Annotated in this window: 20 protein-coding genes; 12 read left to right on the forward strand and 8 right to left on the reverse strand. The window is 69.6% G+C overall.

Annotated elements, in window-relative coordinates:
- The first annotated feature begins 3 nt into the window (after positions 1 to 3).
- On the forward strand, positions 4 to 1,011 hold the full coding sequence (locus tag BN159_RS02640) for a C45 family autoproteolytic acyltransferase/hydolase (RefSeq protein ID WP_015655340.1): 1,008 nt from the start codon (positions 4 to 6) through the stop codon (positions 1,009 to 1,011).
- On the opposite strand, the gene BN159_RS02645 is transcribed toward BN159_RS02640, so the two are convergent.
- Positions 955 to 1,956: a LacI family DNA-binding transcriptional regulator gene (locus BN159_RS02645; RefSeq protein ID WP_015655341.1), complete on the reverse strand. Its 1,002-nt coding sequence runs from the start codon at positions 1,954 to 1,956 to the stop codon at positions 955 to 957. The two genes, BN159_RS02640 and BN159_RS02645, sit on opposite strands and share 57 nt — an antisense overlap.
- A 285-nt stretch (positions 1,957 to 2,241) precedes the next feature.
- On the opposite strand from BN159_RS02645, the gene BN159_RS02650 reads away from it, so the two are divergent.
- The 4 genes from BN159_RS02650 to BN159_RS02665 all read left to right on the forward strand — a co-directional run bounded on the left by BN159_RS02650 (position 2,242) and on the right by BN159_RS02665 (position 5,612).
- Positions 2,242 to 3,177 (forward strand): DUF1996 domain-containing protein, encoded by a 936-nt coding sequence (locus BN159_RS02650; protein WP_015655342.1) that lies wholly within the window; start codon positions 2,242 to 2,244, stop codon positions 3,175 to 3,177.
- Positions 3,178 to 3,366: 189 nt separating this feature from the next.
- Positions 3,367 to 3,831 (forward strand): DUF305 domain-containing protein, encoded by a 465-nt coding sequence (locus BN159_RS42665; RefSeq protein WP_106435735.1) that lies wholly within the window; start codon positions 3,367 to 3,369, stop codon positions 3,829 to 3,831.
- A gap of 155 nt (positions 3,832 to 3,986) precedes the next feature.
- Positions 3,987 to 4,922 carry an SDR family NAD(P)-dependent oxidoreductase gene (locus BN159_RS02660; RefSeq protein WP_015655344.1) on the forward strand — a complete coding sequence of 312 codons (936 nt, stop codon included), beginning with the start codon at positions 3,987 to 3,989 and terminating at the stop codon, positions 4,920 to 4,922.
- Positions 4,923 to 4,985: 63 nt separating this feature from the next.
- On the forward strand, positions 4,986 to 5,612 hold the full coding sequence (locus BN159_RS02665) for a TetR/AcrR family transcriptional regulator (RefSeq protein WP_015655345.1): 627 nt from the start codon (positions 4,986 to 4,988) through the stop codon (positions 5,610 to 5,612).
- Between the two features lie 51 nt (positions 5,613 to 5,663).
- On the opposite strand, the gene BN159_RS02670 is transcribed toward BN159_RS02665, so the two are convergent.
- Positions 5,664 to 8,147, reverse strand: a complete 2,484-nt coding sequence (locus tag BN159_RS02670; protein WP_015655346.1) for a glycoside hydrolase family 3 C-terminal domain-containing protein — start codon at positions 8,145 to 8,147, stop codon at positions 5,664 to 5,666.
- Between the two features lie 256 nt (positions 8,148 to 8,403).
- Between BN159_RS02670 and BN159_RS02675 the strand changes: the two genes are divergently transcribed.
- Complete coding sequence (locus BN159_RS02675; protein ID WP_015655347.1) at positions 8,404 to 10,578, forward strand: discoidin domain-containing protein; 2,175 nt, start codon at positions 8,404 to 8,406, stop codon at positions 10,576 to 10,578.
- A gap of 11 nt (positions 10,579 to 10,589) precedes the next feature.
- Positions 10,590 to 11,669: a DUF1996 domain-containing protein gene (locus tag BN159_RS02680; protein WP_015655348.1), complete on the forward strand. Its 1,080-nt coding sequence runs from the start codon at positions 10,590 to 10,592 to the stop codon at positions 11,667 to 11,669.
- An 83-nt stretch (positions 11,670 to 11,752) separates the two neighbouring features.
- Here the strand turns inward: BN159_RS02680 and BN159_RS02685 are convergent, their stop codons facing one another.
- Both BN159_RS02685 and BN159_RS02690 read right to left on the reverse strand, forming a co-directional pair.
- Positions 11,753 to 12,790 carry a LacI family DNA-binding transcriptional regulator gene (locus BN159_RS02685; protein WP_015655349.1) on the reverse strand — a complete coding sequence of 346 codons (1,038 nt, stop codon included), beginning with the start codon at positions 12,788 to 12,790 and terminating at the stop codon, positions 11,753 to 11,755.
- Positions 12,791 to 12,883: 93 nt separating this feature from the next.
- Positions 12,884 to 13,321 (reverse strand): DoxX family membrane protein, encoded by a 438-nt coding sequence (locus BN159_RS02690; protein ID WP_015655350.1) that lies wholly within the window; start codon positions 13,319 to 13,321, stop codon positions 12,884 to 12,886.
- An 83-nt stretch (positions 13,322 to 13,404) separates the two neighbouring features.
- Here BN159_RS02690 and BN159_RS02695 point away from each other — a divergent pair, with 83 nt between their 5' ends.
- From BN159_RS02695 to BN159_RS02705, 3 genes are all read left to right on the forward strand, one after another.
- A complete protein-coding gene (locus tag BN159_RS02695; protein ID WP_408055032.1) occupies positions 13,405 to 14,085 on the forward strand; it encodes a helix-turn-helix transcriptional regulator in 681 nt (226 codons plus the stop codon).
- Between the two features lie 97 nt (positions 14,086 to 14,182).
- Positions 14,183 to 14,629, forward strand: a complete 447-nt coding sequence (locus BN159_RS02700) for a hypothetical protein (RefSeq protein ID WP_015655352.1) — start codon at positions 14,183 to 14,185, stop codon at positions 14,627 to 14,629.
- Between the two features lie 35 nt (positions 14,630 to 14,664).
- On the forward strand, positions 14,665 to 15,231 hold the full coding sequence (locus tag BN159_RS02705) for a hypothetical protein (RefSeq protein WP_015655353.1): 567 nt from the start codon (positions 14,665 to 14,667) through the stop codon (positions 15,229 to 15,231).
- A 42-nt stretch (positions 15,232 to 15,273) separates the two neighbouring features.
- Here BN159_RS02705 and BN159_RS46875 read toward each other — a convergent pair whose 3' ends face one another.
- Both BN159_RS46875 and BN159_RS02710 read right to left on the reverse strand, forming a co-directional pair.
- Positions 15,274 to 15,456 carry a gamma-glutamylcyclotransferase family protein gene (locus BN159_RS46875; protein ID WP_231905692.1) on the reverse strand — a complete coding sequence of 61 codons (183 nt, stop codon included), beginning with the start codon at positions 15,454 to 15,456 and terminating at the stop codon, positions 15,274 to 15,276.
- Positions 15,457 to 15,576: 120 nt separating this feature from the next.
- Positions 15,577 to 16,431, reverse strand: a complete 855-nt coding sequence (locus BN159_RS02710; RefSeq protein ID WP_015655354.1) for a winged helix-turn-helix transcriptional regulator — start codon at positions 16,429 to 16,431, stop codon at positions 15,577 to 15,579.
- 113 nt (positions 16,432 to 16,544) lie between these two features.
- Between BN159_RS02710 and eno the strand changes: the two genes are divergently transcribed.
- Both eno and BN159_RS02720 read left to right on the forward strand, forming a co-directional pair.
- On the forward strand, positions 16,545 to 17,828 hold the full coding sequence (gene eno / locus BN159_RS02715; protein WP_015655355.1) for a phosphopyruvate hydratase: 1,284 nt from the start codon (positions 16,545 to 16,547) through the stop codon (positions 17,826 to 17,828).
- Between the two features lie 198 nt (positions 17,829 to 18,026).
- Positions 18,027 to 22,145: a bifunctional nitrate reductase/sulfite reductase flavoprotein subunit alpha gene (locus tag BN159_RS02720; protein WP_015655356.1), complete on the forward strand. Its 4,119-nt coding sequence runs from the start codon at positions 18,027 to 18,029 to the stop codon at positions 22,143 to 22,145.
- A 15-nt stretch (positions 22,146 to 22,160) separates the two neighbouring features.
- Here BN159_RS02720 and BN159_RS02725 read toward each other — a convergent pair whose 3' ends face one another.
- Both BN159_RS02725 and BN159_RS02730 read right to left on the reverse strand, forming a co-directional pair.
- Positions 22,161 to 23,000, reverse strand: a complete 840-nt coding sequence (locus BN159_RS02725; protein ID WP_015655357.1) for a transferase — start codon at positions 22,998 to 23,000, stop codon at positions 22,161 to 22,163.
- The gene (locus BN159_RS02730) at positions 22,997 to 24,262 is read right to left on the reverse strand and encodes a glycosyltransferase family 4 protein (RefSeq protein WP_015655358.1); all 1,266 of its coding nucleotides are present in this window, start codon (positions 24,260 to 24,262) and stop codon (positions 22,997 to 22,999) included. The genes BN159_RS02725 and BN159_RS02730 overlap by 4 nt, the downstream gene beginning before the upstream one ends.
- Positions 24,263 to 24,357: the final 95 nt, after the last annotated feature.

Below are 24,357 nucleotides of genomic sequence, written 5' to 3' on the forward strand. Positions count from 1 at the left end.
CCAATGAGTAAGCAGCAGATGACCTTTCGCGCCATCGAAGTCGGTGACGGCAGCGACGGGCGTCGGGCTGCGCATACTCAGGCCCTGTGGTCGACCGCGGAACGCTGGATGACCGAGGAGAGCCGGACGCCGGAGGGTGCGGCGCGTGCTCGGCGGATGTTCGAGTCGCACATGCCGGAGTTGGTCCCGGTACTCGACCGGCTTGCCGGGCAGTTGGACCGGCCCGGGGGTGAAACCTTTCTCACCCTCGCGACCATCAAGCCGTTCTTCTCGGGCTGCACCCAGATCGGCGGCAGCGGCACTCTGCTGCGCAACTACGACTTCGATCCCGCCGATTGCGAAGGCACCGTCGTGTCCTCGCACTTTCTCCGGCCGGTGATCGGAATGCAGGATGCCGGCTGGGGGCTGCTGGACGGGATGAACGAGGCCGGGCTCGCGGTCTCGCTCACCTTCGGCGGGCGGTTCGTGCACGGGCCGGGCTTCGCGATTCTCATCGTGCTGCGCTATCTGCTGGAGACGTGCGAGACCGTTGACCAGGCGATCGGCAAACTGCGGACGATACCGATCGGCATCCCGCAGAACGTCACCCTCGTCGACCGCGAGCGGGCCTCAACAGTGTTCGTGGGACCCGATATCCCGCTGTCCGAAACGCCGGACGCCTGCGCCGCCAACCATCAGCACCTTCCGGTGCCGGACGAGCAGGAGCGGTTCTCCCGGACCCAGGAGCGGCTCAGCGCCATTCGCGCCGCGGGGACGGACGTAGCGGCCATGCTCAAGCCGCCGCTGTATCAATCCGCGTACGACGAGGGGTTGGGGACGGTTTACACCGCCCTGTACGAGTCCGCCGAGGGCCGCGTGACCTACCACTGGCCTGATGAGTCCTGGGAACAGTCGTTCGCCGACTTCTCTCCGGGGTCCCGCACCGTGAGCATCGGCCAGGAGACGACTGACAGTTCAGTTGCCCACCGTGGACTCGCGGATGACGACCGAGGTCGGCAGCACGGCGGCTGACTGGGCCAACTGCTCACCCGTCAACAGCGCGAGAAGCATCCGCGCCGCGGTCTCGCCCATCGTTCGCATCGGTTGCCGGACCGTGGTGAGCGAGGGATGCATCAGGGCGGCCATCGGAATGTCGTCGAAGCCGATGACGGCTACGTCGTCGGGTACGCGCAGGCCGGCCGCGCGCAGGGCTGCCAGTGCCCCGACGGCCGCGAGGTCGTTGTGGGCGAACACGGCGTCGAAGTCGCGTCCTTCGCCGAGCAGACGGTGAATGGTCTCGCGCCCGTCGGCCTCGGTGAAGTCGCTTTCGACGACGAGCGAGGGGTCCAGGGGACAGCCGCCTTCGGCGTATGCGCGTTCAAAGCCGTCGAGCCGGTCGCGTACGCAGCCGAAGCGCAGTGGCCCGGTGAGAACGAGAGGCCGGCGCCGCCCCACAGCCAGCAGATGGCGTGCCGCTGCGGCGCCACCCTCGCCGTTCGCCGCGGTGACGTGGGGGAATTCGGGATTCCGGCCGCGATCGTCGATCAGTACCACCGGTAGCCCTTTGCGGTGCAGCGCCTCCAGCATCGCCAGGGTGTTCTCGGGCTCCACCGCCAGCAGCCCGTCGAAGGCGCGGGCGGAGACCTGGCTGGTGAACCGCTCGACCGAGTCGGCACCCCGGTTGCAGGTGAACAGCAGCAGCCCGAACCCGGCGGCCTCAACGGTGTCGACGACTCCCTGGAGGACCTCCCCCATCCAGGGCCAGGTCAGCGAGGGCACCAACATCCCGACAGTGCGGCTGCTCCCCCGGGCCAGACCCACCGCGCCGGAGCTGGGGACGTAGCCGAGCCGGTCGATGACCTCCCGGACGTGCGCCCGAGTTGAATGATCCACCTCGTCACGCGTGTTGAGCACGCGGGAGACGGTCGTCTTGCTCACCCCGGCGATCCGAGCCACGTCCGCGATGGTGACCCGCATGGCACCCCTTCCCCCCGCGCATTTCTGCGACGCCAGACGTCAACAGCCTATGCCGAGGTCCCGCCGAGGAGCGTCCGGTCCTCCCCGCGGGAACGGCTCCCGGCCACGCGCGGCGTTCGCGCGATGGCGTCACTTGTTGAAGGCATCCGGGCTCAGGAATGTACCAATCGCTACGAGAAGTATTGACGACGACATGACATCCGGCGTTCACTCGCGCCAATCCCGGAACCGGTTCCGGAACCGGTTCCGAGGGTCAGCCCCCACCACTTCCTCAGGAGGAGTGCTGTGTTGAGGACCTTTCCTCGCCCGCCCACAGACCGCCCCCGTCGGCGTCGCGCCTGGTCGACCGCCCTGGCGGCGTTATGCCTGTTGCTCGCCACCCTCTACAGCGGCGCGGCCACATCCGACAGCGAGTCGCAGGCCACCGAGCTCAATGCCGCTCCCCAGGCCGCCGAGGTGGTCCGTGTAGCGGAATTCCTCGCCGAGTGCCCGTACAGCCACCGGCTTCCCGACGATCCGATCGTCTTCCCCGGTCTGCCCGGGGCCTCTCACATGCACAGCTTCTTCGGCAGCCGGGCGACGGACGCGCACACCGATGTCACCGAGCTGCTGGGCTCGTCGTCCACTTGCAGTCCCGCGGTGGACACGTCGTCGTACTGGGTGCCGACGATGTACCGCAACGATCAGCCCGTGGAACCCACCGGCACCACCTTCTACTACCTGGGTGAAGGGGTACGGGACGACATCATCCAGCGCATCCGGCCGTTCCCGCAGGGACTGCGCATCGTGGCCGGCAACGCCAAGGCGACGGGCGTCAACGATCCCACCTCGGTGGCTCGTTGGTCGTGCCTGCACCACGGCGAGGTCAATCCCTCGAAGGACTTCGTGACCTGCCCGGCAGGCTCGATGCTGGAGTCCTACCTGGACTTCCCGCAGTGCTGGAACGGCACGGACCTGGACGCCCCCGACCACAAGAGCCACATGTCCTACCCGGTCAACGGCGCCTGCCCGGCCAGCCATCCGGTGCCGGTACCGAAACTCCGCCAGGTCCTGCGCTACCCCGTCTCGGGGAGCACCCAGGGGCTGCGGCTGGCATCCGGACCCGGTTACACGATGCACGGCGACTTCTTCAACGCCTGGCCCGAGAACGAACTCGCCCGCAGGGTCACCAACTGCATCAACGTCATCGTCAAGTGCGGAGCGGACGGCAATCCCTCCTGATCGGTGACGCATAGCCGACCGATCACTCATCAGATCGCCCCGACACGGCAGTCGAGTCAAGGAGCAGCGATGACAGACTTCGTGGCCGCCGGACCGAAGAAGGTCCTTCTCGCCGCTCTCCTGTGCGCGCTCGCCGTGTCGGGGTGCGCGGGTTCTCCGCGACCGGCCCTTCCAAGCGAAGGGAGTCAGGTGAGCACCAGCGCCCCGCACAGCGGCCTGACCGCCGCTGACATCGGCTGGTTGCAACTCATGATCGCCTTGGACGACCAGGCGCGGCACATCCTTCAGCTGACACCGGAGCGGAGCGACGATACCGGCCTGAAGGCCTGGGCGGCCGACGTCGCCGAGCATCATCGCACCGAACTCGCCACCCTGCGCGCCCTGCTGACCGAGGGAGGCGTACCGGACGACAACCCGCACGAGGGCCACGACATGCCCGGCATGGTCAACGCCCAGGAGTTGCGGGCCCTTGAGGCCGCCCAAGGCCCTGACTTCGACCGTCTGTTGAGATCCGCTCTGCTCGAACACCTCGCCCAGACGCGCACGTTGGCGGCGAGCATACGGAAGGCGGATGCCGGCCCGGAGGTGAAGGAGGCGGCCCTCGCCACGGGCACGTCCGCGGCTGACGCCCAGCGACACCTGAAGTCCATTTGACCACCCTATGTAGCGCTTCAAGTACTCATAGCAATATCAGTCAGCGTGTCTGAACACCGTGTATGGTTACTTCCATGGCGCCTCGCCCCAGTGCGGCTCGACGAGCGCCACCAGCCAGGAAGCAACCACCCCTTCTGAAGGCAGGAACACAGGCCATGACGCTGACCACCACTCCGTTCGGGATGCGCGCCACCGCCGCGGAGGTGCTTGACGGGGTCGATCTGCGCGGACGCCGGATGATCGTCACCGGAGGCGCCTCGGGGCTCGGCGTCGAGACGGTCCGCGCACTCGCCGGCGCCGGAGCGCAGGTGACCATAGCCACGAGGAACCCCGAGGCCGCCAAGCCGCTGCTCGACGAGTTCCCGGAAACGCGGGGCGTCGCGCTGGACCTCGCCGACCTGGATTCCGTCCGTGCCTTCTGCGACGCGTGGAGCGGGCCGCTCGACGGCATCATCGCCAACGCGGGCGTGATGATGCTCCCGACCCGGCAGGTCAACGCGCAGGGCTGGGAGATGCAGCTCGCCACCAACTACCTCGGTCACTTCGGCCTGGTCCTAGGCCTGCACTCCGCCCTCAAGGACGCCGAGGACCCGCGCGTCGTCGTGGTCAGCTCCGGTGCACAGTTGCGCGCGGGTTTCGACTTCGACGACCCGCAGTTCGCACGGCACCCCTACGACCCGTTCGTCGCCTACGCGCAGTCGAAGACCGCCGATGTACTGCTGGCCGTCGGAATCAGCCGCCGTTGGGCCGAGGACGGCATCGCCGCCAACGCCTGCGCGCCGGGCTGGATCCACACCAACCTGGCCCGTCACCTCGACAAGGCCACCCTCCAGGCCCTCGGCGCCATGGACTCGGACGGCAACCTCATCACGCCGGACTACTACAAGACCCCGGCACAGGGTGCCTCCACGGCGGTGCTGCTGGCGGCGTCGCCGCTCCTCAAGGGCGTGACCGGGCGATACTTCGAGGACAACCAGGAGTCCGAGGTCGTGGACGGCGGCCCCGAAGTGATGGCCGGCGTGGCGAAGTGGTCGGTGGACCCCGCGGCCGCCGATCGACTGTGGGACTACGCTCTGCCCGTGGTGCGCTGATCGACTGCGCTCCTCGCGGCGCCGTGCGGCGAACAAGGACGAAGACACACCAGAAGGTTCCCGATGCGACCAGTGACCCGACGCCAGGCCGACCACCATGCGGCACGCTCGGCCGCGACCGTGGCCCAGGTCATGTCCGCCCTTCAGCAGCTCCTCGATGCGGGCGAGGCCTTCTCCGAGATCAGCGTCCAGCGGATCCTGGAGGAGGCCAAGGTCTCCCGAGCCACGTTCTACGCGCACTTCCAGAGCAAGACCGACGTCCTGGTGCGGCTCACCAATGAGCTACGGGAATCCCTGCTGGCCCTCGCCCAGGAGTGGGAGCCCTCCGCAGGCCCCGACCGGCTCGCCCAGTTCTTCGAGGACGTGGTCCGGATCCACCGCGCACACCAGAGCGTGATCACCGCGGTCCGCGAGGCGGCGGCCTACGACTCCACGGTGGACGACTTCTACACCGCCGACCTCGAAGGCTTCGACGAGAACGCCCTCCAGTCCCTGCTCTCCGACCAAGCCGCGGGCCTGACCCCGACCGACCTCGACGCGGTCGCGGCCAGCCGCATCATCGTCTGGGGCGGCGCCCAGGCGATCGCCCACCACATCCGCGTCGACGACGGCAGCGGCGACAAGGCCTTCGCCCGCGAACTCGCCCAGATCTGGTGGCACGGCGCCTATCGCCGCCCGAGCGGCGCCTGAGGGCGGGGACGCCCACGGACGGGGCGTTGGGGAACGAACCCACAGGTCACCTCAGCTGTCCGGCTCACACCCCATCCGGAGGTCACGCCCGTCCACCGCCCCACGCAACGGCAAATCCCCCGCGGACCGCCCCGCCAGCACCTGCCACTCCCCCGGCTCCACGCGCCAACCCCCGCCTGCCTCGCACCAGTGCTGAAAGGCGCGCAGCGGCACAGCCACCGGCACGGTGAGCACGTCACCGGGATCCGCCTCGACGGAGGCATACCCCGCGAGCCAACGATGCGGCCGGTCCAGTCGTGAATCGGGGCGGGCCAAGTACACCTGGACCACCTCGCGGCCCCTGCGGCGGCCCGTGTTGCGGATCCGGACGCGGACGGTGCAAGCAGGAGGGGTGGGTTCCTGGACGGTGGCACCACCAGGCTCCGCGGCGCACACCGTCAGGTCCTCGTACGCCCATGTCGTGTAGCCCAGTCCGTGCCCGAACCAGTACGCGGGTTCGCGGCCGGTCCGCAGCCACGCCCGGTAGCCGATGTGGAGCCCTTCGGCGTAGTCGAGCACCCCGTTCTCGGGCCGGGTCCGGCTGACCGGAACCTCGCCGAGCGTGGCGCCCCAGGTGGTGGGCAGGCGCCCGCCGGGCTCGGCCTTGCCGAACAGTACGTCGGCGATTCCGGTTCCGCCCTCCTGTCCCGGGAACCAGGTCAGCAGGACTGCCCCGGCCGCCGCCCGCCAGGGCAGTTCCACGGGGCTGCCGGTGTTCACGACGACCACCGTGCGCGCATTCGCCGCGCACACCGCGGGCACCAGGTCGTCCTGGCGGCCCGGCAGCGCCAGCGTCGTACGGTCGTAGCCCTCGGACTCGCTGTGCTCCGTGGTGCCCACGACCACGACCACCGCATCCGCCCGGCGTGCCGCTTCGACTGCGGCGGCGATGGCGGCGTCCGGGTCGGGGGCGGGCGGGGCGGCGGTGAGCAGGGTGGCCCGGCCGGTGCCGGGGGCGAGTTCGCGCCGGGCCACGATGTGCGTGTCCTGTCCGGCCGGGAGCTCTGTCCGACCGTACTGGCAGGGTGGGTTGACGTGGCGGACGGCCGGGTCGTCGGTCAGGGGCGGGAACACGCCGTCCACGAGGTCGCGGCCGTTCACCGTGAGTGTCATACGGCCGAACCCGCCGACACCGAAGCACCACGGGCCGCCGGTCCCGGTCGACAGCAGGGCGCTGATCTCGACTGTGTGCGCGCCCGGCGGCAGCGGCGGTTCCAACTGGCGGCCGGACAAGCGATGTTCCGTGTGGAGTTCGCGGCCTTCCGCATCAAGCACACGGAGCAGCACCCCGGGGGCACCGTTGCGCGGGTTACGGCAGCGGGTCGCGTCCAGCGGTGCCGGCGGGGCGTCGAGGTCCGGGCCCGGTATGTGGACGACCTGCGCCCTGCCGTCCAGTTCGCGGCGGATGCCGTCCAGCGGCGTCACCACGCCGGACGGGAAGACCCCCGCGCTGCCGCCACCCTGGGTGCGCGGCTGGGTGGCGTGCGCGCCGATCACCGCGACCGTACCCAACTCGGCGCGGTCCAGCGGGAGTACGCCATGGTTGTGCAGCAGCACCGACCCGGCGGCGACCGCTCGGCGCAGCAATCGGTGGGCGTCGGAGGCAGCCAGTGGCTCGGGCGAGTTCCGTCGCGGCGGCTCGCCCAGCGCTCCCATCCGGTCGGCGAGTCGTAGCAGTCGGCGGACCTTGTCGTCGACGGCCTCGGCGGGCACCGACCCGTCCTGTACCACGTGCAATAGGGCGTCCGCCCACGGACTGTCGGGTCCTGGCATCGCCAGGTCGAGGGCGGCGCGGGCGCTGGCTGCCGTGGTTCGCACCGCGCCCCAGTCGGAGACGACCACGCCGTCGAAGCCCCACTCGCTCTTCAACGGGTCGGCCAGCAGCGGACTCTGCGTCATCGTGGTGCCGTTGACGCCGTTGTACCCGGTCATCACGGCCCGCACCCCGGCCGCCACCGCCGCCTCGAAGGGCGCCAGATACACCTCGCGCAGCGCCCGTTCGCCGACCTGGATGTCGGCGGTCAGCCGCTCGGTCTCGGAGTCGTTGGCCACGTAGTGCTTGGCGGTGGCCGCGACGCCGTGCCGCTGGATGCCGCGGATCAGGGCGGCCCCCGTGCGGCCGGTGAGCTGCGGGTCCTCGGCGAAGCATTCGAAGTGACGGCCGCCCAGCGGGGAGCGGTGCAGGTTGAGCGTCGGCGCGAGAACGATGTCCACGCCCTTGCGCCGCGCCTCCACGGCGAGGAGTTCACCGAGCCGCTCGACCAGCGTCTCGTCCCACATCGCGCCCAGCGCGGAGGCCGAGGGCAGCAGCAGGGAGGTGTCGCGCTCGTCCCAGGCCTCGCCCCGGACGCCGGCCGGACCGTCGGAGGTCGTCATCTCGGCCAGGCCGATGACCGGTTCGGCGTGCGTGCGCCAGGTGGTGGCGCCGGTGAGCAGTCGCACCTTCTGCCGCAGATCCAGCTTGTCGGCCAGCCGTGTGAGTTCTTCCTCGGTCATCCCACCCCCTGTGGCCGCCCTCCCAAGATGGGAGAGCGCTCTCCGAATGGTGCGCAAGGGTGAAGCCTTCTGTCAACGCCGGTGACCTGCAAGCCCCTCAAGACCTCGTGAACATCAACAGCCACTACAAGACAAGGACTTGACGCCCAATGCATTGACAGGCCCATACCTACGCGCCAGGCTCCGGGAGAGCGCTCTCCCATAGCTCTCCCCATCGGCACGGGACGCCGATCCCCTCCTTCGTTCAGGAGAGAACGTGTTCAGACCCCACACCCATGTCCTCACGCGCACCCGCGCCGGGACCCTGCTCCTCACCCTCCTAGCGCTGCTGGCCTCGTCGTTGACCGTTCTGGCGGCCCCGACCGCCCACGCCGCCGACACCCTGCTGTCCCAGGGCAGGACCGCCACCGCCTCCTCCGTCGAAGGGGCCGCCTTCCCCGCTTCCGCCGCCGTGGACGGCAACCTCAACGGCACCAGGTGGGCCAGCGAATGGCGCGATCCGCAGTGGATCCAGGTCGACCTGGGCGACCGCAAGAGCCTCAGCCGCGTGGTGCTGACCTGGGAGGCGGCCTACGGCAAGGCGTACGAGATCCAGGCGTCCGACAACGGCACCGACTGGCGGACCCTGACCTCGGTCACCGACGGAAACGGCGGCACCGACGAGCTGACCGTCTCCGGCTCGGGCCGGTACGTGCGGATGTACGGCACCGCCCGGCCCGGCTCCTACGGCTACTCGCTGTGGGAGTTCCAGGTCTACGGCGCCGCGGGCGATGATCCGCCGTCCGCCGGCGGAGCGGTCAAGGTGACCGGCACACCAGGGAATTGGCAGCTGACCGTGGACGGCCGCCCCTACACCGTCAAGGGTCTCACCTGGGGTCCCTCCGTCGCGGACGCGGCGAAGTACCTGCCGGACGTCAAGTCCATGGGTGCCAACACCATCCGCACCTGGGGCACCGACGGCTCCACCAAGCCGCTGCTCGACGAGGCCGCGGCCAACGGCATCCGCGTCATCAACGGCTTCTGGCTGCAACCGGGCGGTGGTCCCGGCAGCGGCGGCTGCGTCAACTACGTGACGGACGACGCCTACAAGAGCGCGATGCTGACTGAGTTCGCCAAGTGGGTGGAGACGTACCGGAGTCACCCGGCCACGCTGCTGTGGAACGTCGGCAACGAGTCCGTGCTCGGCCTCCAGAACTGCTACAGCGGCGAGGAGTTGGAGCGCCAGCGCAACGCGTACACGACGTTCGTCAACGACGTCGCCAAGCGGATCCACTCGATCGACCCCGACCACCCGGTGACCTCCACCGACGCGTGGACCGGCGCCTGGCCGTACTACAAGCGCAACGCACCCGACCTCGACCTGTACGCGGTGAACGCCTACGGCGACCTCTGCGGTGTCCGTCAGGACTGGGAGGAGGGCGGTTACACCAAGCCCTACATCATCACCGAGGGCGGTCCGGCCGGTGAGTGGGAGGTGCCGGACGACGCCAACGGCGTGCCGGACGAGCCCACCGACGTGCAGAAGCGCGACGGTTACACCAAGGCGTGGAACTGCATCACCGGCCATCAGGGCGTCGCGCTCGGCGCCACGCTCTTCCACTACGGCACCGAACACGACTTCGGCGGCATCTGGTTCAACCTGCGGCCCGACGGGCTGAAGCGGCTGTCGTACTACGCCGTCAAGCAGGCGTACGCGGGCTCCACCGCGGGCGACAACACCCCGCCGGTGATCAGCAACATGGCGGTGTCCCCGGCCGGGTCCGCGCCCGCCGGGCAGGAGTTCACCGTGCGTGCCGACGTCCGCGACCCGGACAACGACACGCTCACGCACAAGATCTTCCTCAGCGCCAACTACGCGGGCAACGACAAGCGCCTCGTCGAAGCCCAGTGGCGCTCCACCGGCAACGGCACCTTCGCCGTCACCGCGCCGCAGAAGCTGGGTGTCTGGAAGGTCTACCTCCAGTCCGAGGACGGACACGGAAACGCCGGCATCGAGACCAAATCGGTCAAGGTCGTTCCGCCGCCCGTCGACGGTCCCAACCTCGCCCTGAACCGCCCCGTCACAGCCTCGTCGTACCAGCAGGAGTACGGCGACTGCCCCTGTACGCCCGCCAAGGCGGCCGACGGGAACATGGGCACCCGTTGGGCCAGCGACTGGAGCGACCCGCAGTGGATCGCCGTCGACCTGGGCGCACCCACCACGGTCAGCAAGGTCCAGCTGGTGTGGGACCCCGCCTACGGCAAGGCCTACGAGGTGCAGGTGTCCGACGACGGCGGCAACTGGCGCACGGTGCACGCCACCACGAGCGGCGACGGGGACGTGGACGGCATCGAGTTCGCCGCGACGACGGCCCGGCATGTGCGGCTGCATCTGACCCAGCGCGGCACCGGCTGGGGCTACTCCCTGTACGAGTTCGGCATCTACCGCTGACAGGAGTCCTCATGAGACGACGTTCCAAGCCCCTCCCCGCCCTGCTCGTCGCCACCGCTCTGGTCACCGCCCTGCTCGGGGTGGGCTCGACCGCGCTGGCCGACGGGCCCGACACGACTTCGGCCACCGCCCCGGCCTCCGCTCACGCGGGCCACGCCATGGCCGTGTCCGCGGTGCCGTCCGCTGACGACCCGGACGGTGACGGATACATCCCGGCGAACCCACCGGTCACCGGCGTCACCCCATCGGACAAGGAGCCACCACCGCGCTACTTCCACGAGTTCCAGGCCAACTGCGACGTCACCCACACCGCGCCCGACGACCCGATCGTCTACCCGAACCAGCCCGGCAGTTCCCACGACCACACGTTCATGGGCAACACCTCGACCGACGCGGGGAGCACGACCGCGTCCCTGTACGGCGGAGTCACGACCTGCAAGGCGCCGGGCGACTCGTCGGCGTACTGGATGCCGTCGCTATACAACGGTGATCGCAAGGTGCTGCCGACCGGGCCTCAGGTCATCTACTACAAGGCGGGCGTCACCGACTACACCAGCGTGCGGCCGTTCCCCAAGGGGCTGCGGTTCGTGGTGGGCAGCCCGATGCAGAGCGCCGAGGAGTTCCGCAACCACCGCGGATGGGTGGAGGGCTGGGAGTGCGGCGACAGCTATCGCAACGTCGACTTCCCGCAAAACTGTCCTACGGGCACCCAGCTCAACATCCGTATGCAGTCACCGAGTTGCTGGGACGGCCGGTACCTGGACACGCCGGACCACAAGAGCCACATGGCCTACCCGGTCGTGAAACCCGGCACGAACAACAACGTCTGCCCGACCAGCCACCCGGTGGCGCTGCCCATGGTCGAGTTCAAGATGGCGTTCCCGGTGGACGGTGACATGTCGCAGGTCCGGCTGGCGAGCGGACGCGGCTACTCGTTCCACTACGACTTCTTCAACGCCTGGCACGAGCCGACCCTGGCGGCTCTGGTCGATCACTGTGTCGTGGGCGGCTTGCAGTGCAACGCCCGCGGCTACGACGAGACACATCCCGAGGAGGGCGCGGCGCTGGGCCCCGACTACCGGCTGCCCTGACCGGCGCGACTTCCCTTGACCGCCCGGTTCGTTGCGCCTCCATGCCCCCGCTGCGCAACGGGCCGGGCATCCGCTGTCGCCCCTTACGCCGACGCGCGGACCACCAGCTCCGGTTCGAAGATGACCGAGGTGGGCTCGGTGCGGGCTCCCTCGATGTGCTCCTGGAGGAGCTGCGCCATCGTGCCCGCCATCTCCTCCATCGGCTGGCGGACGGTGGTCAGCGTCGGCCGACAGGCCAGGGCCGCGCTGGAGTCGTCGAATCCGACCACGGCGACGTCCTCCGGCACCCGTCTGCCGCCCTCCCGCAGTACCTCGCAGGCGCCCTGTGCCATCAGGTCGTTGGCCACGAACACCCCGTCGATCTGCGGGTGTTCGGCCAGCAGCCGGGCCATCGCCGCGGCGCCGCTGTCGTAGGTGAAGCCGCCCTCGGCGATCGGGATGTACGGGTGACCGCGCCGCGCCAGCGCGTCCCGGAACCCGGCGAGCCTGTCCTGCCCGGCGGGTACGTCCAGCGGTCCGGTGACCGTCGCCAGCCGTCGGCAGCCGCGGGCGAGCAGATGTTCCGCGGCAAGTCGGCCACCGTCGGCGTGGGCCAGGTCCACGTAGCTGACCGGGACGGGGCGCGCCGGACGCGCGAACAGCACGCAGGGCAGGGCCGCTTCGGCGAGCAGCTCGGGCAGTGGGTCCTCGGCGTGTGTGGAGACGACCAGTGCGCCGTCCGCGCTGCCCTGCCGCAGGTAGGTCACCACTTCGGTGCGGGTCGCCTCGGAGTCGGCGAACATCAGCACCGGGTGCATCGAGCGGGGGCGCAGAAAGTCGATCACTCCCCCGGCGACCCGGCCGAAGAAGGGGTCCGCCAGCATCCGGGCGGCGAACGAGCCCTTCTCGCCCTCGGGTTCGCCCGCACCCGAGACCACGAGCGCGATCGTCTCGGCACGCCGGGTCACCAGGGAACGCGCGGCCCTGTTCGGTGAGTACCCGGTACGTGCGACCGCGTCGCGCACCGCGCTCTGGATGCCGGGATCGACGTTCCGCACCCCGTTGATGACCCGGGAAACGGTCGCACGCGAGACGCCCGCCTCCCGAGCGACGTCCTCCAGGGTGGGCAGCCGCCTGATCATGCCCGCACCTTACCCGCTGAGCAGGGCTTGGGGGAGCGCTCTCCCGTTACGGGAGCCCACCCGCTCGTCATCTTCCGGGGCTGCCGCCCCGCGTCAGCTGGACGACCCCTTGCCCTGGTAGCGCTGGGCGAGCCGGGCCAGGGCGACCGCGCCGAGCAGGAGACCGAAGTCGCGCAGCGCGATGTCGTAGTAGTCGGGGATGGTCAGCAGGTTGACGATGATGCCGGCCAGCCAGCCGGCGACCAGCCAGCCCCCGAAGCGCGGGGCGACGGCTACGACGAGGCCCGCGACGATCTCGATCACGCCGACGGCGTACATGGCCTGCTGGGCGCTGCCGGGGACCACGTCGTTGATCCAGGGCGCGAGGTAGCCGGGCCAGTCGACGAGGAGGTTGGCGAACTTGTCGAGACCGAACAGGATCGGCGCCACGGTGAATCCCACGCGCAGGATGAGAAACGCCTGGTAGCCGGGATCGGCGAGCGCGCCTCGCCCGTGGCCGGTGGTGGCTGGGGTGGTGGTTGCGGACGACATGGCGCTCTCCTTCTATAGGCAACCTTCATTAGCAATAGAAGCCCGGAAATCCTCTTTAGTCAATGGCCGTGGGTTTTACACTGGTGATCGTGGACCGCCCGAAGGAAACACCACCCCGTCCCGACGTCTCCGCCGTCGCCGCACTCGACGAGCCGACCCGCAGGAGGCTCTACGACCACGTCGTACGCCGGACGAGCCCGGTCAGCCGCGACGAAGCCGCGGAGGCCCTCGGCCTCGCCCGGAAGACCGCGGCCTTCCACCTCGACCGCCTGGCCGAGGAAGAACTGCTGGACGTCGTCTACGAGCGGCGCAGCGGGCGCACCGGCCCCGGCGCGGGCCGACCCGCCAAGCTCTACCGGCGCTCCGCCCGGGAGGTCGCCGTCAGCCTCCCGGAACGCCACTACGAGCTGGCCGGACGGCTGCTCGCCCAGGCGCTGGAGGAATCGGAGGCCACCGGCGAACCGGTCCGTACGGTCCTGCACCGAAAGGCCCACGAGCTCGGCACACAGATCGCCGGAGCGGACCGGACGGACCTGTTCACGGTGCTCGACGAACACGGCTTCGAGCCCCGCCCCGAAGATGACGCCATCGTCCTGGGCAACTGCCCCTTCCACGCGCTCGCCCGCTCGCACACCGAGACGGTGTGCGGCATGAACCTCCACTTGCTGACCGGCGTGCTGGAAGGGCTCGACGAAGGCACCCTCCAGGCACGTCTCGCCCCGAGCCCCGGCCGCTGCTGCGTCCGCCTGGAACCGGCTGCCTGAAGCCTCAGCCCTCCGGAACCGTTCCGCCCGACGCCGTGTCCTCCTTCGCAGGGGGAAGGTTCCACGCAGCGCGACCATATGCGACAGGGGGATCGCCATGGGTCTCGTACGTTTAGGACCGCGTTCCAGGGGCTGGGCCGTCGGCGGGATCATCGGTCTGGCCATGCTCTACGTCATCGGGGTGTTCGCCTTCGGCGGCGCGGGATGGGTCATCGCCCCGTTCGACGGTTCGGAGGACGAGCGCGAGACCACCGTTGAACCGGCCGAATTCAGCCGGACCACGTACGAGGAGTTCGCCGATCTGTGCGAAGCCGTGCGGAACGCCGAAGGAACGATCGAGGCGCTCCGGGAGGAGCGCGAATCCGCCTCGACGGTCCGCGCGACACAGATCGACCAGTCGATCACCGCGCTCAAGGCAACGCGGATCGAGTCGGTCAACGACTACAACTCCAAGGCCGCCCGGGAAGAGCCCGCGCCCTTCCGGGACCAGGACCTGCCCTATCGGCTGGACGCCACCGCCAAGCACACGACCTGCGCCCACTGATTCCCCACCGCACGCCGGGAGGAAGGCAGTTCCGCATGAAATCACTCGCACGCACGGCCCTGGCCACCGTCTTCGCGCTCGTCGTGGGCTTCGCCCTGACGTCCTGCACCGACGACTCCAGCCAGGACAAGGAGAACAAGGCCAAGCAGGAGAACTACGACCACCTCGTCGCGCAGCAGCCGGCGGGCCGGATGGAGTACTCGCCGACGCGCGAGGCGATCAACCAGTGGATCAAGACGTGGGGCAAGCGCGGCAAGCTCTCCTACGTCTACATCCAGAACGCCCGCGGCGAGTACGGGTACTTCATCATGAAGGGCCTGCCCGTGCCCCGCTGCAAGATGCTCACCCCGACGGACAAGGTGGAGTCCAGCTCCAACGGCGTCGCGGTCCTTCCGCAGCCCGGTATGGACGGCACGTACTCATCGGGCTCCACCTGCAACGCGTACTACGGCTTCGACGCCACGACCGGCGCCTACATGGAGTTCACGGTCGGTACGAACCAGTCGTTCTTCCTGTTCGACAAGCCCATGACGATGCCGGAGTACGCGAGCGCCAAGCAGTTGGGGCCGACCTCGGTGAAGGACGTCAAGAGCCGGTCGTGACCGAGGCCGCATTCCTCAAGCCGTAGGACGAGGGGGCAGCGGCTACGAACACGGCCTTCCCCGGCGCTCCACGTAGACCCAGGCGCGGGTGCCCGACCGCAGGGTCACGCCGATGCGGGTGTAGTCGTCGACCTCGTAGGCATCGGCTGCGCGCAGTTCGGCGTCGCTGATCGTGAAGACGTGGCCCTCGACCGTGTCCGCCGGGTCCGACGAGGCCAGGACCAGTGGATGGCGGTCGGTCCCGCGAACTGGGACAGCTGCACTTCGGGCTGTTGCAGGGTGCCGTAGGAGAAGAGGTGGTGGACGGTCTCAGGGGTTGCGGTCGGATCACTCACGGGTTCTCCCTCAGGGAGCGTTGTGGGACGGAGTGCCGGCGCACTCCGTCGCGAGTCGGAGGCTCTCGGCGACGGCATGCGGGATGTCCTCGACCGGGAACAGCGTGTGCTGGACGGTCCGTTCGGCGTCGACGATCAGGATCAGGCGTTTGTGGCGGAGTCGGCCCGCGCCGCGGAACATCGGGAGCCTTAGGGACGCGGCCAGTTGGTGGGTGGCGTCGGAGAGGAGGGGGTAGGGCAGGTTCTCGGCCTGGGCGAAGTTCTGTTGTTCGTGGACCAGTTGGGTGCTGATGCCTCGTACGGCCACGCCCGCTCGCCGGAACTCGGGCCAGGCGTCGCGGAAGAGGCGGTTCTCCAGGGTGCAGCCCGCCGCTCCGGGGATCGGGCCCCATTCGACTCCCGTGCCGGGGTAGGTGAACAGGACGGTCGCGGCGCTGTCCGGTTCGACGAGGGGCAGGTCGAGAGCGGACGGGAGACGGGTGCCGACCAAGGCGTGCACGCGGGCGTGCTCCGCGCTGTCGGCGTCGGCTGTCGCGGTGAGGCTTCCGTCGCCCAGGACCCACCGGTCGCCCCAGTCCTGCATGGCGACGAGCAGCGGCAGCAGTGCCGTACCGGAGTCGGTGAGCAGGTATTCGTAGCGCACCGGGCGCCGCTGATAGAGGCTGCGGTTCAGCACCCCGCTCGCGACGAGGCGGCCGAGCCGCTCGCTCAGGACCTTGCGGGACAGGCCGATCTCCGCGGCCAATGCGTCGAACCGGACGTGTCCGCGGGCGACTTCGCGCAGCACGAGCACGTTCCACCAGTCCCCCAGCACCATGGCGGCCTGGGCGATGCCGCAGTTCTCGTCGGCGTTGTGCATCCTCATGCGCCCATAGTAAGTTCCTTTTCGGGACTCACTTTGTTTCCTGTTGGAACTTATCTGATCCGAGTGGAACCTATCGCCCGCCGCCGCGCGGGCCCAGCGTGAGGAGCTGCACCGTGACCGCCATCAGCCGGGTCGTCGCACGGGAGATCATCGACAGCCGGGGCAATCCCACCGTCGAGGTAGACGTGGAACTCAAGGACGGATCACTCGGCCGCGCGGCCGTCCCCTCGGGCGCCTCCACCGGAGCCCGCGAGGCGGTGGAACTCCGTGACGGCGACCCGACTCGCTACCACGGCAAGGGAGTTCGACGAGCGGTCGACGCGGTGAACGAGACCATCGCGGACGCCGTGATCGGACTGGACGCCGAGGACCAGGCCACCGTCGACCGCACGATGATCGAGCTGGACGGCAGCGACACCAAGTCGCAACTCGGCGCCAACGCCCTGCTCGGCGTCTCCCTCGCCACCGCCAAGGCCGCTGCGGCCGCCCACCGGCTGCCGCTGTACCGCTACGTCGGCGGCGTCGACGCCCGGCTGCTGCCGGTGCCGATGATGAACATCGTCAACGGCGGCGCCCACGCCGACAATCCGCTGGACTTCCAGGAGTTCATGATCGCCCCCATCGGGGCGGCCTCCTTCGCCGAGGCGGTCCGCATGGGTTCGGAGGTCTTCCACACCCTGCGCAGCAACCTGGTCGCCGCCGGCCACAGCGTCAACGTCGGTGACGAGGGCGGCTTCGCGCCCGACCTGCGCACCGCGGACGAGGCTCTGGACTTCGTCGTACGCGCCATCGAACAGACCGGCTACAAGCCCGGCACCGACATCACTCTCGTCATGGACCCGGCCACTTCCGAGTTCTTCCGCGACGGCGTCTACGACTACGCGGGCGAGGGCGTCCGCCGTACTCCCGCCGAACACGCCGACTACCTGGCCACGTTGGTCGACCGCTACCCCGTCGCCTCCATCGAGGACCCGATGGCCGAGGACGACCACGAGGGCTGGCGCGACCTGACCACCCGCCTCGGCGAGCGCTGCCAGCTCACCGGTGACGACGTCTTCTGCACCAACGAGACGCTGCTGAGCGCCGGGATCCGGGACGGCATCGCCAACTCGATCCTGGTGAAGGTCAATCAGATCGGGACCCTCACCGAGACGCTGGCCACGGTGGCCACCGCGCACCGCGCCGGGTACACGGTCGTGATGTCCCACCGCTCCGGTGAGACCGAGGACACCACCATCGCCGACCTCGCCGTCGCCACCGGCTGCGGCCAGATCAAGACCGGCTCGCTGTCCCGCTCCGACCGCACCGCCAAGTACAACCAGCTCGTCCGCATCGAGGAGCAGCTCGGCGCACAGGCCCGGTACGCGGGCCGGGAAGCGCTGGGGCTGCGCCGCTGACCAGGCCGGATGTAACCCCGGGCGCTCCGCCTCCCTGTCTCACATGACGCCGCCATGGTGTGTGCGGGGGGTGTAACTCCGCACACTCCTGACGTGTGACAGGTCGGAAATTCGATCTTCCTACGGTGATGACCGTGGGCCGGTGCCGGAACGGGCGCCCCGGCCCGGGAAGCACCAGCGCGACGGGGTGGAGTATCGGTGGCATCTGGCTCGAAGGACGGCGGCGTACGTACGGTCTGCTCGTACTGCGGGGTGGGCTGCGGCATCGTGCTCGACATCACCCGGGACGACGTCGACGGCCGCCGCCGCGTGGCCAAGGCATCCGGCGACAAGGAGCACCCCGCCAATTTCGGGCGCCTGTGCACCAAGGGGTCGACGAGTGCGGACATGATGGCCGCGCCCGGACGGCTCGGGAGGGCCCTCGTGCGTGCCGAGCGCGGGGCGGAGCCGGCCGAGACGGACGTGGACGAGGCCGTCGCCTCGGTCGCGGCCCGTCTGCGGACGATCCTGGACGAGCACGGGCCGGACGCGCTGTCCTTCTACGTCTCCGGGCAGATGTCACTGGAGGCGCAGTACCTGGCGAACAAGCTGGCCAAGGGCTTCGTCCGCACCAACCAGATCGAGTCGAACTCCCGGCTGTGCATGGCGTCGGCAGGCTCCGGCTACAAGCTGTCCCTGGGTGCAGACGGCCCGCCCGGCTCCTACCAGGACTTCGACCACGCGGACGCGTTCCTCGTCATCGGCGCCAACATGGCCGACTGCCACCCGATCCTCTTCCTGCGCATGATGGACCGGGTCAAGGCGGCCGGCGCCAAGCTGATCGTCGTCGACCCGCGCCGCAACGCCACCGCCGACAAGGCCGACCTCTTCCTCCAGATCAGGCCCGGCACCGATCTCGCCCTGCTGAACGGCCTGTTGCACCTGCTGCACGCCAACGGGCACACCGACCCCGAGTTCATCGCGGAGTTCACCGACGGCTGGGAGGAGATGCCCGCCTTCCTCGCGGACTACCCGCCCGAGAAGGTCGCGGAGATCACCGGCATCCCGGAGGCGGACATCCGCCGGGCCGCCCATTGGATCGGCGAGGCAGGCGCGTGGATGAGCTGCTGGACCATGGGCCTGAACCAGTCCACGCACGGCACCTGGAACACCAACGCCCTGGTCAATCTGCACCTCGCCACGGGCGCCCTGTGCCGTCCGGGCTCCGGCCCCTTCTCGCTGACCGGCCAGCCCAACGCGATGGGCGGCCGCGAGATGGGCTACATGGGCCCCGGTCTGCCCGGCCAGCGCTCCGTCCTGGTCGACGCCGAGCGCGCGTTCGTCGAGAATCTGTGGAACATCCCCGAGGGCTCCCTGCGCACCGAGGTCGGGCGCGGCACCGTCGAGATGTTCGAGCAGATGGCGGCGGGCGACATCAAGGCGTGCTGGATCATCTGCACCAATCCGGTCGCCTCCGTCGCCAACCGCAAGAACGTCATTGCCGGTCTGGAGGCCGCCGAACTCGTCATCACCCAGGACGTGTTCGCCGAGACCGAGACCAACGCCTACGCAGATGTCGTCCTGCCCGCGTCCCTGTGGGCGGAGTCCGACGGCATCATGATCAACTCCGAGCGGAACGTCACCCTCGCGCAGGGTGTCGTGGACGCACCCGGACAGGCGCTCCCCGACTGGCAGTTGATCGCCAAGGTGGCCTGCGCGATGGGCTTCGCCGAGTCCTTCACGTACGCCTCCGCCGAGGAGGTCTTCGAGGAGCTCAAGCAGGCGTGGAACCCCAAGACCGGCTGGGACCTGCGCGGGGTGACCTACGACCGGCTGCGCACGACGCCCGTCCAGTGGCCGGCGCCGACCGCCGACGGCCCGGACCGCAACCCGATCCGCTATCTCAACGACGGCGTCAGCCAGGCCCTCCTGGAGCGCGAGGACGGCACCCGCCCCCGTCTGGTCTTCCCGACCGCGAGCGGACGGGCCCAGTTCTTCGCCCGCCCGCACCTGCCGGCCGCCGAACTCCCGGACGCCGACTACCCCTTCGTCCTCACCACGGGCCGCCTCCAGCACCAGTGGCACACGATGACCAAGACCGGCAAGGTCGCCAAGCTCAACAGGCTCAACCCCGGCCCGTTCGTGGAGGTCCACCCCGACGACGCCCGAGCGCTGGGCGTGAGCGAGGGCGACCAACTCGAAGTCGCCTCCCGTCGCGGGCGGGCCGTACTGCCCGCCGTGGTCACCGACCGGGTCCGGCCCGGCACCTGCTTCGCGCCCTTCCACTGGAACGACCTGTTCGGCGAATACCTCAGCATCAACGCCGTCACCAACGACGCCGTCGACCCGATCTCCTTCCAGCCCGAGTTGAAGGTCTGCGCCGTCGCCCTCGCCAGGACGGCCGCCCCAGTCCCGGCGGCCCGCCCGGAGACCACAGCCGCGACTCCCGCACCGGTACCGGCCGCACCGGCGGACTCGCCCGTCCACGCGCTCGCCACGCTCTTCGGTATCAGTGACTTCGCCCCCAGACCCCTGGCCGAGCCGGAGCGCCACTATCTCTCCGGCTATCTCTCGGCCCTCGCCGTCGCTCCACCCGACGGACGGGTCCCCGTCCTGCCTCCGGGCGCGCCCTTCACCCAGGAGAACGCTCTCTGGGTCGACGGTGTGCTGGCCGGCATGTTCTCCCGCGCCGACGCACCCGCCACCGCAGCCCCGGCCGCCGTACCCACCCGCCGCCTGCTCATCCTCTACGCCTCCCAGACAGGCAACGCCGAGGAGTTCGCCGCCACCGCCGCCGGCCGGCTCACCGAGTCCGGCCGGGCCGCCCAGCTGCTCCCCATGGCGGAGGTGTCCCCGCAACACCTCACGGCGGACACCGACGTCCTCATCGTCACCAGCACCTTCGGAGACGGCGACGCACCCGACAACGGCGCCGACTTCTGGCAGTCGCTCTGCGCCCCGGACGCGGCACGGCTGGAGGGAATCCGCTACGCGGTCCTCGCCTTCGGCGACTCCAGCTACGACGACTTCTGCGGCCACGGCCGCCGCCTCGACGAACGCCTCGACGCGCTCGGGGCCACCCGGCTGCTCCCCCGCACCGACTGCGAGCCCGACTTCGAGGACGACGCCGAGGACTGGCTCGGCCAGGTCGTCACCGCTCTGGACACAGCCGACCGCCTGCACCCCGCAACGCCGACAGCGCCCGCCGCCGCACCCGCGCCGACCAAGGCATCCCCCTTCGCCACCCTCCTCGTCGGCAACAGGCTGTTGAGCCTGCCCGGATCCGAGAAGGAGGTCCGACAGTTCGCCTTCGACACCCGCGACGGCGAACTCGCCTACGACGCGGGCGATGCCCTCGGTGTCTGGCCGACCAACGGCGCCCCGCTCGTCGCCGAATGGCTGGCCCTCACCGGCCTCGACCCCGACGAGGCGGTCGACCTCGGCGACGGCACGCTCCTTCCCCTCGAAGAAGCCCTGCGCACGCGCCTGGACATCGCCCGGATCTCCACCGACCTGCTGAAGTTCCTGACGGACCGCACCGGCAACCACGACCTGAAGCGCCTGTTGCGGCCCGACAACAAGGACGCCCTCGCGCAATGGAGTTGGGGCCGCCAGGCTGCCGACGTGATCGCCGAGTTCCCCGTCCGGGCCTCGGTACAGGAGTGGGCGGCTGTTTTCAAGCGTCTCCAGCCCCGCTTGTACTCCATATCCTCCAGCCCGCTCGCCCACCCCGGCGAGGTCCGCCTCACGGTCTCCGTCGTCCGCTACAGCAACGCCCTCGGCCGGGACCGCATGGGAGTGTGCTCGACGTACCTGTCCGACCACGCGGACGACGGCCCGGTCCAGGTCTTCGTCCAGCGCTCCCCGCACTTCCGCCCGCCCGCCGACTCCGCCACGCCCATGATCATGGTCGGGCCCGGCACCGGTGTGGCCCCCTTCATCGGCTTCCTCCAGGACCGCGAGGCCCGCGGCCACACCGGCCCCAACTGGCTCTTCTTCGGCGAACAACGCCAGTCCACGGACTTCTACTACCGGCAGGAGCTGGCGGCGTACCAGGCGTCGGGCCACCTCAACCGCCTCGACCTCGCCTTCTCCCGCGACCAGCGCAACAAGGTCTACGTCCAGGACCGGATGCGCGAACACGGCCCCCGTCTGTGGCAGTGGCTCCAGGACGGCGCCCACTTCTACGTCTGCGGCGACGCCGCCCGCATGGCCATGGACGTCGACCAGGCCCTCAAGGACATCGCGACCACCCACGGCGGCCTGAGCCCCGACGAAGCCGCCGCCTACGTCAGGCGCCTGGCGGCGGACAAACGCTATGTCCGTGACGTCTACTGACGCGACGACCGGCCCTCACGGGGAGGTCACCTCCACGGACAGGTCGTTGTCGACCGTGTAATAAGGACGCACAGTGAGGCCCCCGACCGTGGCGGCCGGGTACACGAAGATCTCCTTGCGATCCGCCACGTCGTCCAGCAGACGGCCGATCCGGATGAACGGGGTCCCCTCGGCGGGTCGGGGCCGCACGCTGACGTCCCAGACGCGGCTGCCCTCTGCGGTCAACTCGTCGAGGTCCGCGGTGAAGGAGAATCGCCGCCCATCGCCGTCGACCTGCGGCTGCCGGGTCCGTACCGGGCCGTTGGAACCCCGCGCGCGCAGTCGTACGACGGCTCCCGCCGACAAGGTGTCGCCGTGGAGGCGCGCCTTGACCGTCATCGTCCGGTCGGTCACCTCGATGCCCTCGACCTCGGCATGGGCGGTGCGCAACCAGGTCCGTATCGCGAGATAGCCGTCCTTCGTGGTGTACGGAACGCGCACCGCCACCGGCGACAGCCGGTCACGGGTCTGTCCGTCGACCAGGGCTCGCAGGTCCCGCATGCCGGGGCGGAGGCGGATGCGTGGCGATCCCGGTTCGGGCAGCAGATACACGTCCCACCGTCCTTCGGGGAGAGCCGGTTGCGGCTCCAGGACCGCGCGTCCGCCGCCGTCGTCGTCCGCCGCTTCGACGGGGAGGACGTGGGAGGTCTGTTCGGGCTGTCCCTTCTTGGGGCGCAACCGCACCAGCAACTGGGCCGATTCGCGATCCTGCTCCTCAAGTGCGGGGACATGGAAGGTGATTCGGCCGTCGGTGTCGGCCGTGCAGTGGGCGCGCGGTTGCGTGTCCGGTGTCGTCGCGACTGGTGTTTGGTTCATCGCTGCCCCCTCCGTACGGCGCGCAGTGCATTGCCGGCCGCGGCGTGGGCGGCGTCGCGCGCTGCGAAGCCCTGGCTGATCAGGGCTCGATGTATTCGGTCGCGTTCCGGTGCGACCGGCCGCCCGGCCCTTCGCGCCGCCGTCGCCTCGTCGATCAGACGCTCGGCCTGCTCCACGACGGGGACCGGGGCGAAGCGTCGCGCGTTCTCCATGGCCGTACGGCCCATGCTCCGGCGCCGCTCGTCGTCGCCGACGAGTTCCAGCAGAGCCGCGCCCAGCGCCTCCCGGTCGCCGACCGGCACCAGGCGGCCGTCGACGCCGTCCTTGATGATCTCGCCGGGTCCGTACGGGCAATCGGTGCTCACCACCGGGAGTCCGCAGCGCATCGCCTCGACGATGGTCATGCCGAACGGCTCGAAGTTGGACGCGGCCGCGCCGATCGATCCCTTGACCCACTCCGCTTCCATGGGGGCGGCCGCGCCCATCAGAAAGACGTTGTCGTACAGGCCCAGACTCTCGATGAGCTGACGCAGCCGGGCTTGTTCCTCCCCCTTGCCGTAGATGCGCAGCTGCCAGTCAGGGTGTTGGGTGGCGACTTGGGCGAATGCCTCGATGAGGAGGTCGTAACGTTTCACCGGAACCAGCCGCCCGGCGGCGACCACCACCTTCGCGCGGCCGTCGGCGGCCGGCAGCAGCGGGTCGGGGACACTGTTGGGCAGCGCTTCCACCCGGACGCCGGGCAGGCGCATCTTGCGCCGGTAGGCGGCGGCGTCCGCCTCCGTGACCGTGGTGAGCACGTCGAGTCGCCGGTAGGCCCGGCGCAGTGCGGTGCGCAGCGCTGGTGAATGATTGTCGAGGGTGAGGTGTTCCTGCCCGATGCGGACGACATTCTCCGGGGCCTGAAACGCCAGGTGCACATTGAGCCCGGGGCGGGTGCCGATGACCACATCGGCGTCGGTTGTCTTCAGCCACTCGCCGATGCGCTGATCGGTCAACTCGCTGTACTGCTGGTAACGGTACTCGGCGGCGGGAAAAATGCTCGCGGGTCTCAGATGAAGCGGATGTTCCTTTTCCGTTCGCAGGTCCACCAGTGGTCGGAGGGAAACTCTCGGGTCCAGGGTGAAATTCGGGTGCTCCCGATGCCGTAACGCCGAGACGATCTCCACGTCGTGCCGCGTGGCCAGCGCCTGGGCCAGATTGAAGGTCGTGGTGATCGTGCCTCCGATGCCGTAGGCGTTGTGAATCAGGAAAGAGATCTTCATGGCGGACTAGACCTCCCCAAACCCTTGCCCGTTGCCTGCCGTTATCGCTTTGTTCTCTTTCCGGTCGATGTCACGGTCCGGGTACGCCTCGGCGA

Origin of the sequence: Streptomyces davaonensis JCM 4913, from assembly GCF_000349325.1 — a bacterium.
GTDB classification, from domain to species: domain Bacteria; phylum Actinomycetota; class Actinomycetes; order Streptomycetales; family Streptomycetaceae; genus Streptomyces; species Streptomyces davaonensis.

Bases quoted from the DNA above. Each gene is read 5' to 3' on its own strand.
- BN159_RS02640 (WP_015655340.1), top strand. From the start codon at position 4: ATGAGTAAGCAGCAGATGACCTTTCGCGCCATCGAAGTCGGTGACGGC.
- BN159_RS02645 (WP_015655341.1), bottom strand. From the start codon at position 1,956: ATGCGGGTCACCATCGCGGACGTGGCTCGGATCGCCGGGGTGAGCAAG.
- BN159_RS02660 (WP_015655344.1), top strand. From the start codon at position 3,987: ATGACGCTGACCACCACTCCGTTCGGGATGCGCGCCACCGCCGCGGAG.
- BN159_RS02665 (WP_015655345.1), top strand. From the start codon at position 4,986: ATGCGACCAGTGACCCGACGCCAGGCCGACCACCATGCGGCACGCTCG.
- BN159_RS02670 (WP_015655346.1), bottom strand. From the start codon at position 8,147: ATGACCGAGGAAGAACTCACACGGCTGGCCGACAAGCTGGATCTGCGG.
- BN159_RS02680 (WP_015655348.1), top strand. From the start codon at position 10,590: ATGAGACGACGTTCCAAGCCCCTCCCCGCCCTGCTCGTCGCCACCGCT.
- BN159_RS02685 (WP_015655349.1), bottom strand. From the start codon at position 12,790: ATGATCAGGCGGCTGCCCACCCTGGAGGACGTCGCTCGGGAGGCGGGC.
- BN159_RS02690 (WP_015655350.1), bottom strand. From the start codon at position 13,321: ATGTCGTCCGCAACCACCACCCCAGCCACCACCGGCCACGGGCGAGGC.
- BN159_RS02700 (WP_015655352.1), top strand. From the start codon at position 14,183: ATGGGTCTCGTACGTTTAGGACCGCGTTCCAGGGGCTGGGCCGTCGGC.
- BN159_RS02705 (WP_015655353.1), top strand. From the start codon at position 14,665: ATGAAATCACTCGCACGCACGGCCCTGGCCACCGTCTTCGCGCTCGTC.
- BN159_RS02710 (WP_015655354.1), bottom strand. From the start codon at position 16,431: ATGAGGATGCACAACGCCGACGAGAACTGCGGCATCGCCCAGGCCGCC.
- BN159_RS02725 (WP_015655357.1), bottom strand. From the start codon at position 23,000: ATGAACCAAACACCAGTCGCGACGACACCGGACACGCAACCGCGCGCC.
- BN159_RS02730 (WP_015655358.1), bottom strand. From the start codon at position 24,262: ATGAAGATCTCTTTCCTGATTCACAACGCCTACGGCATCGGAGGCACG.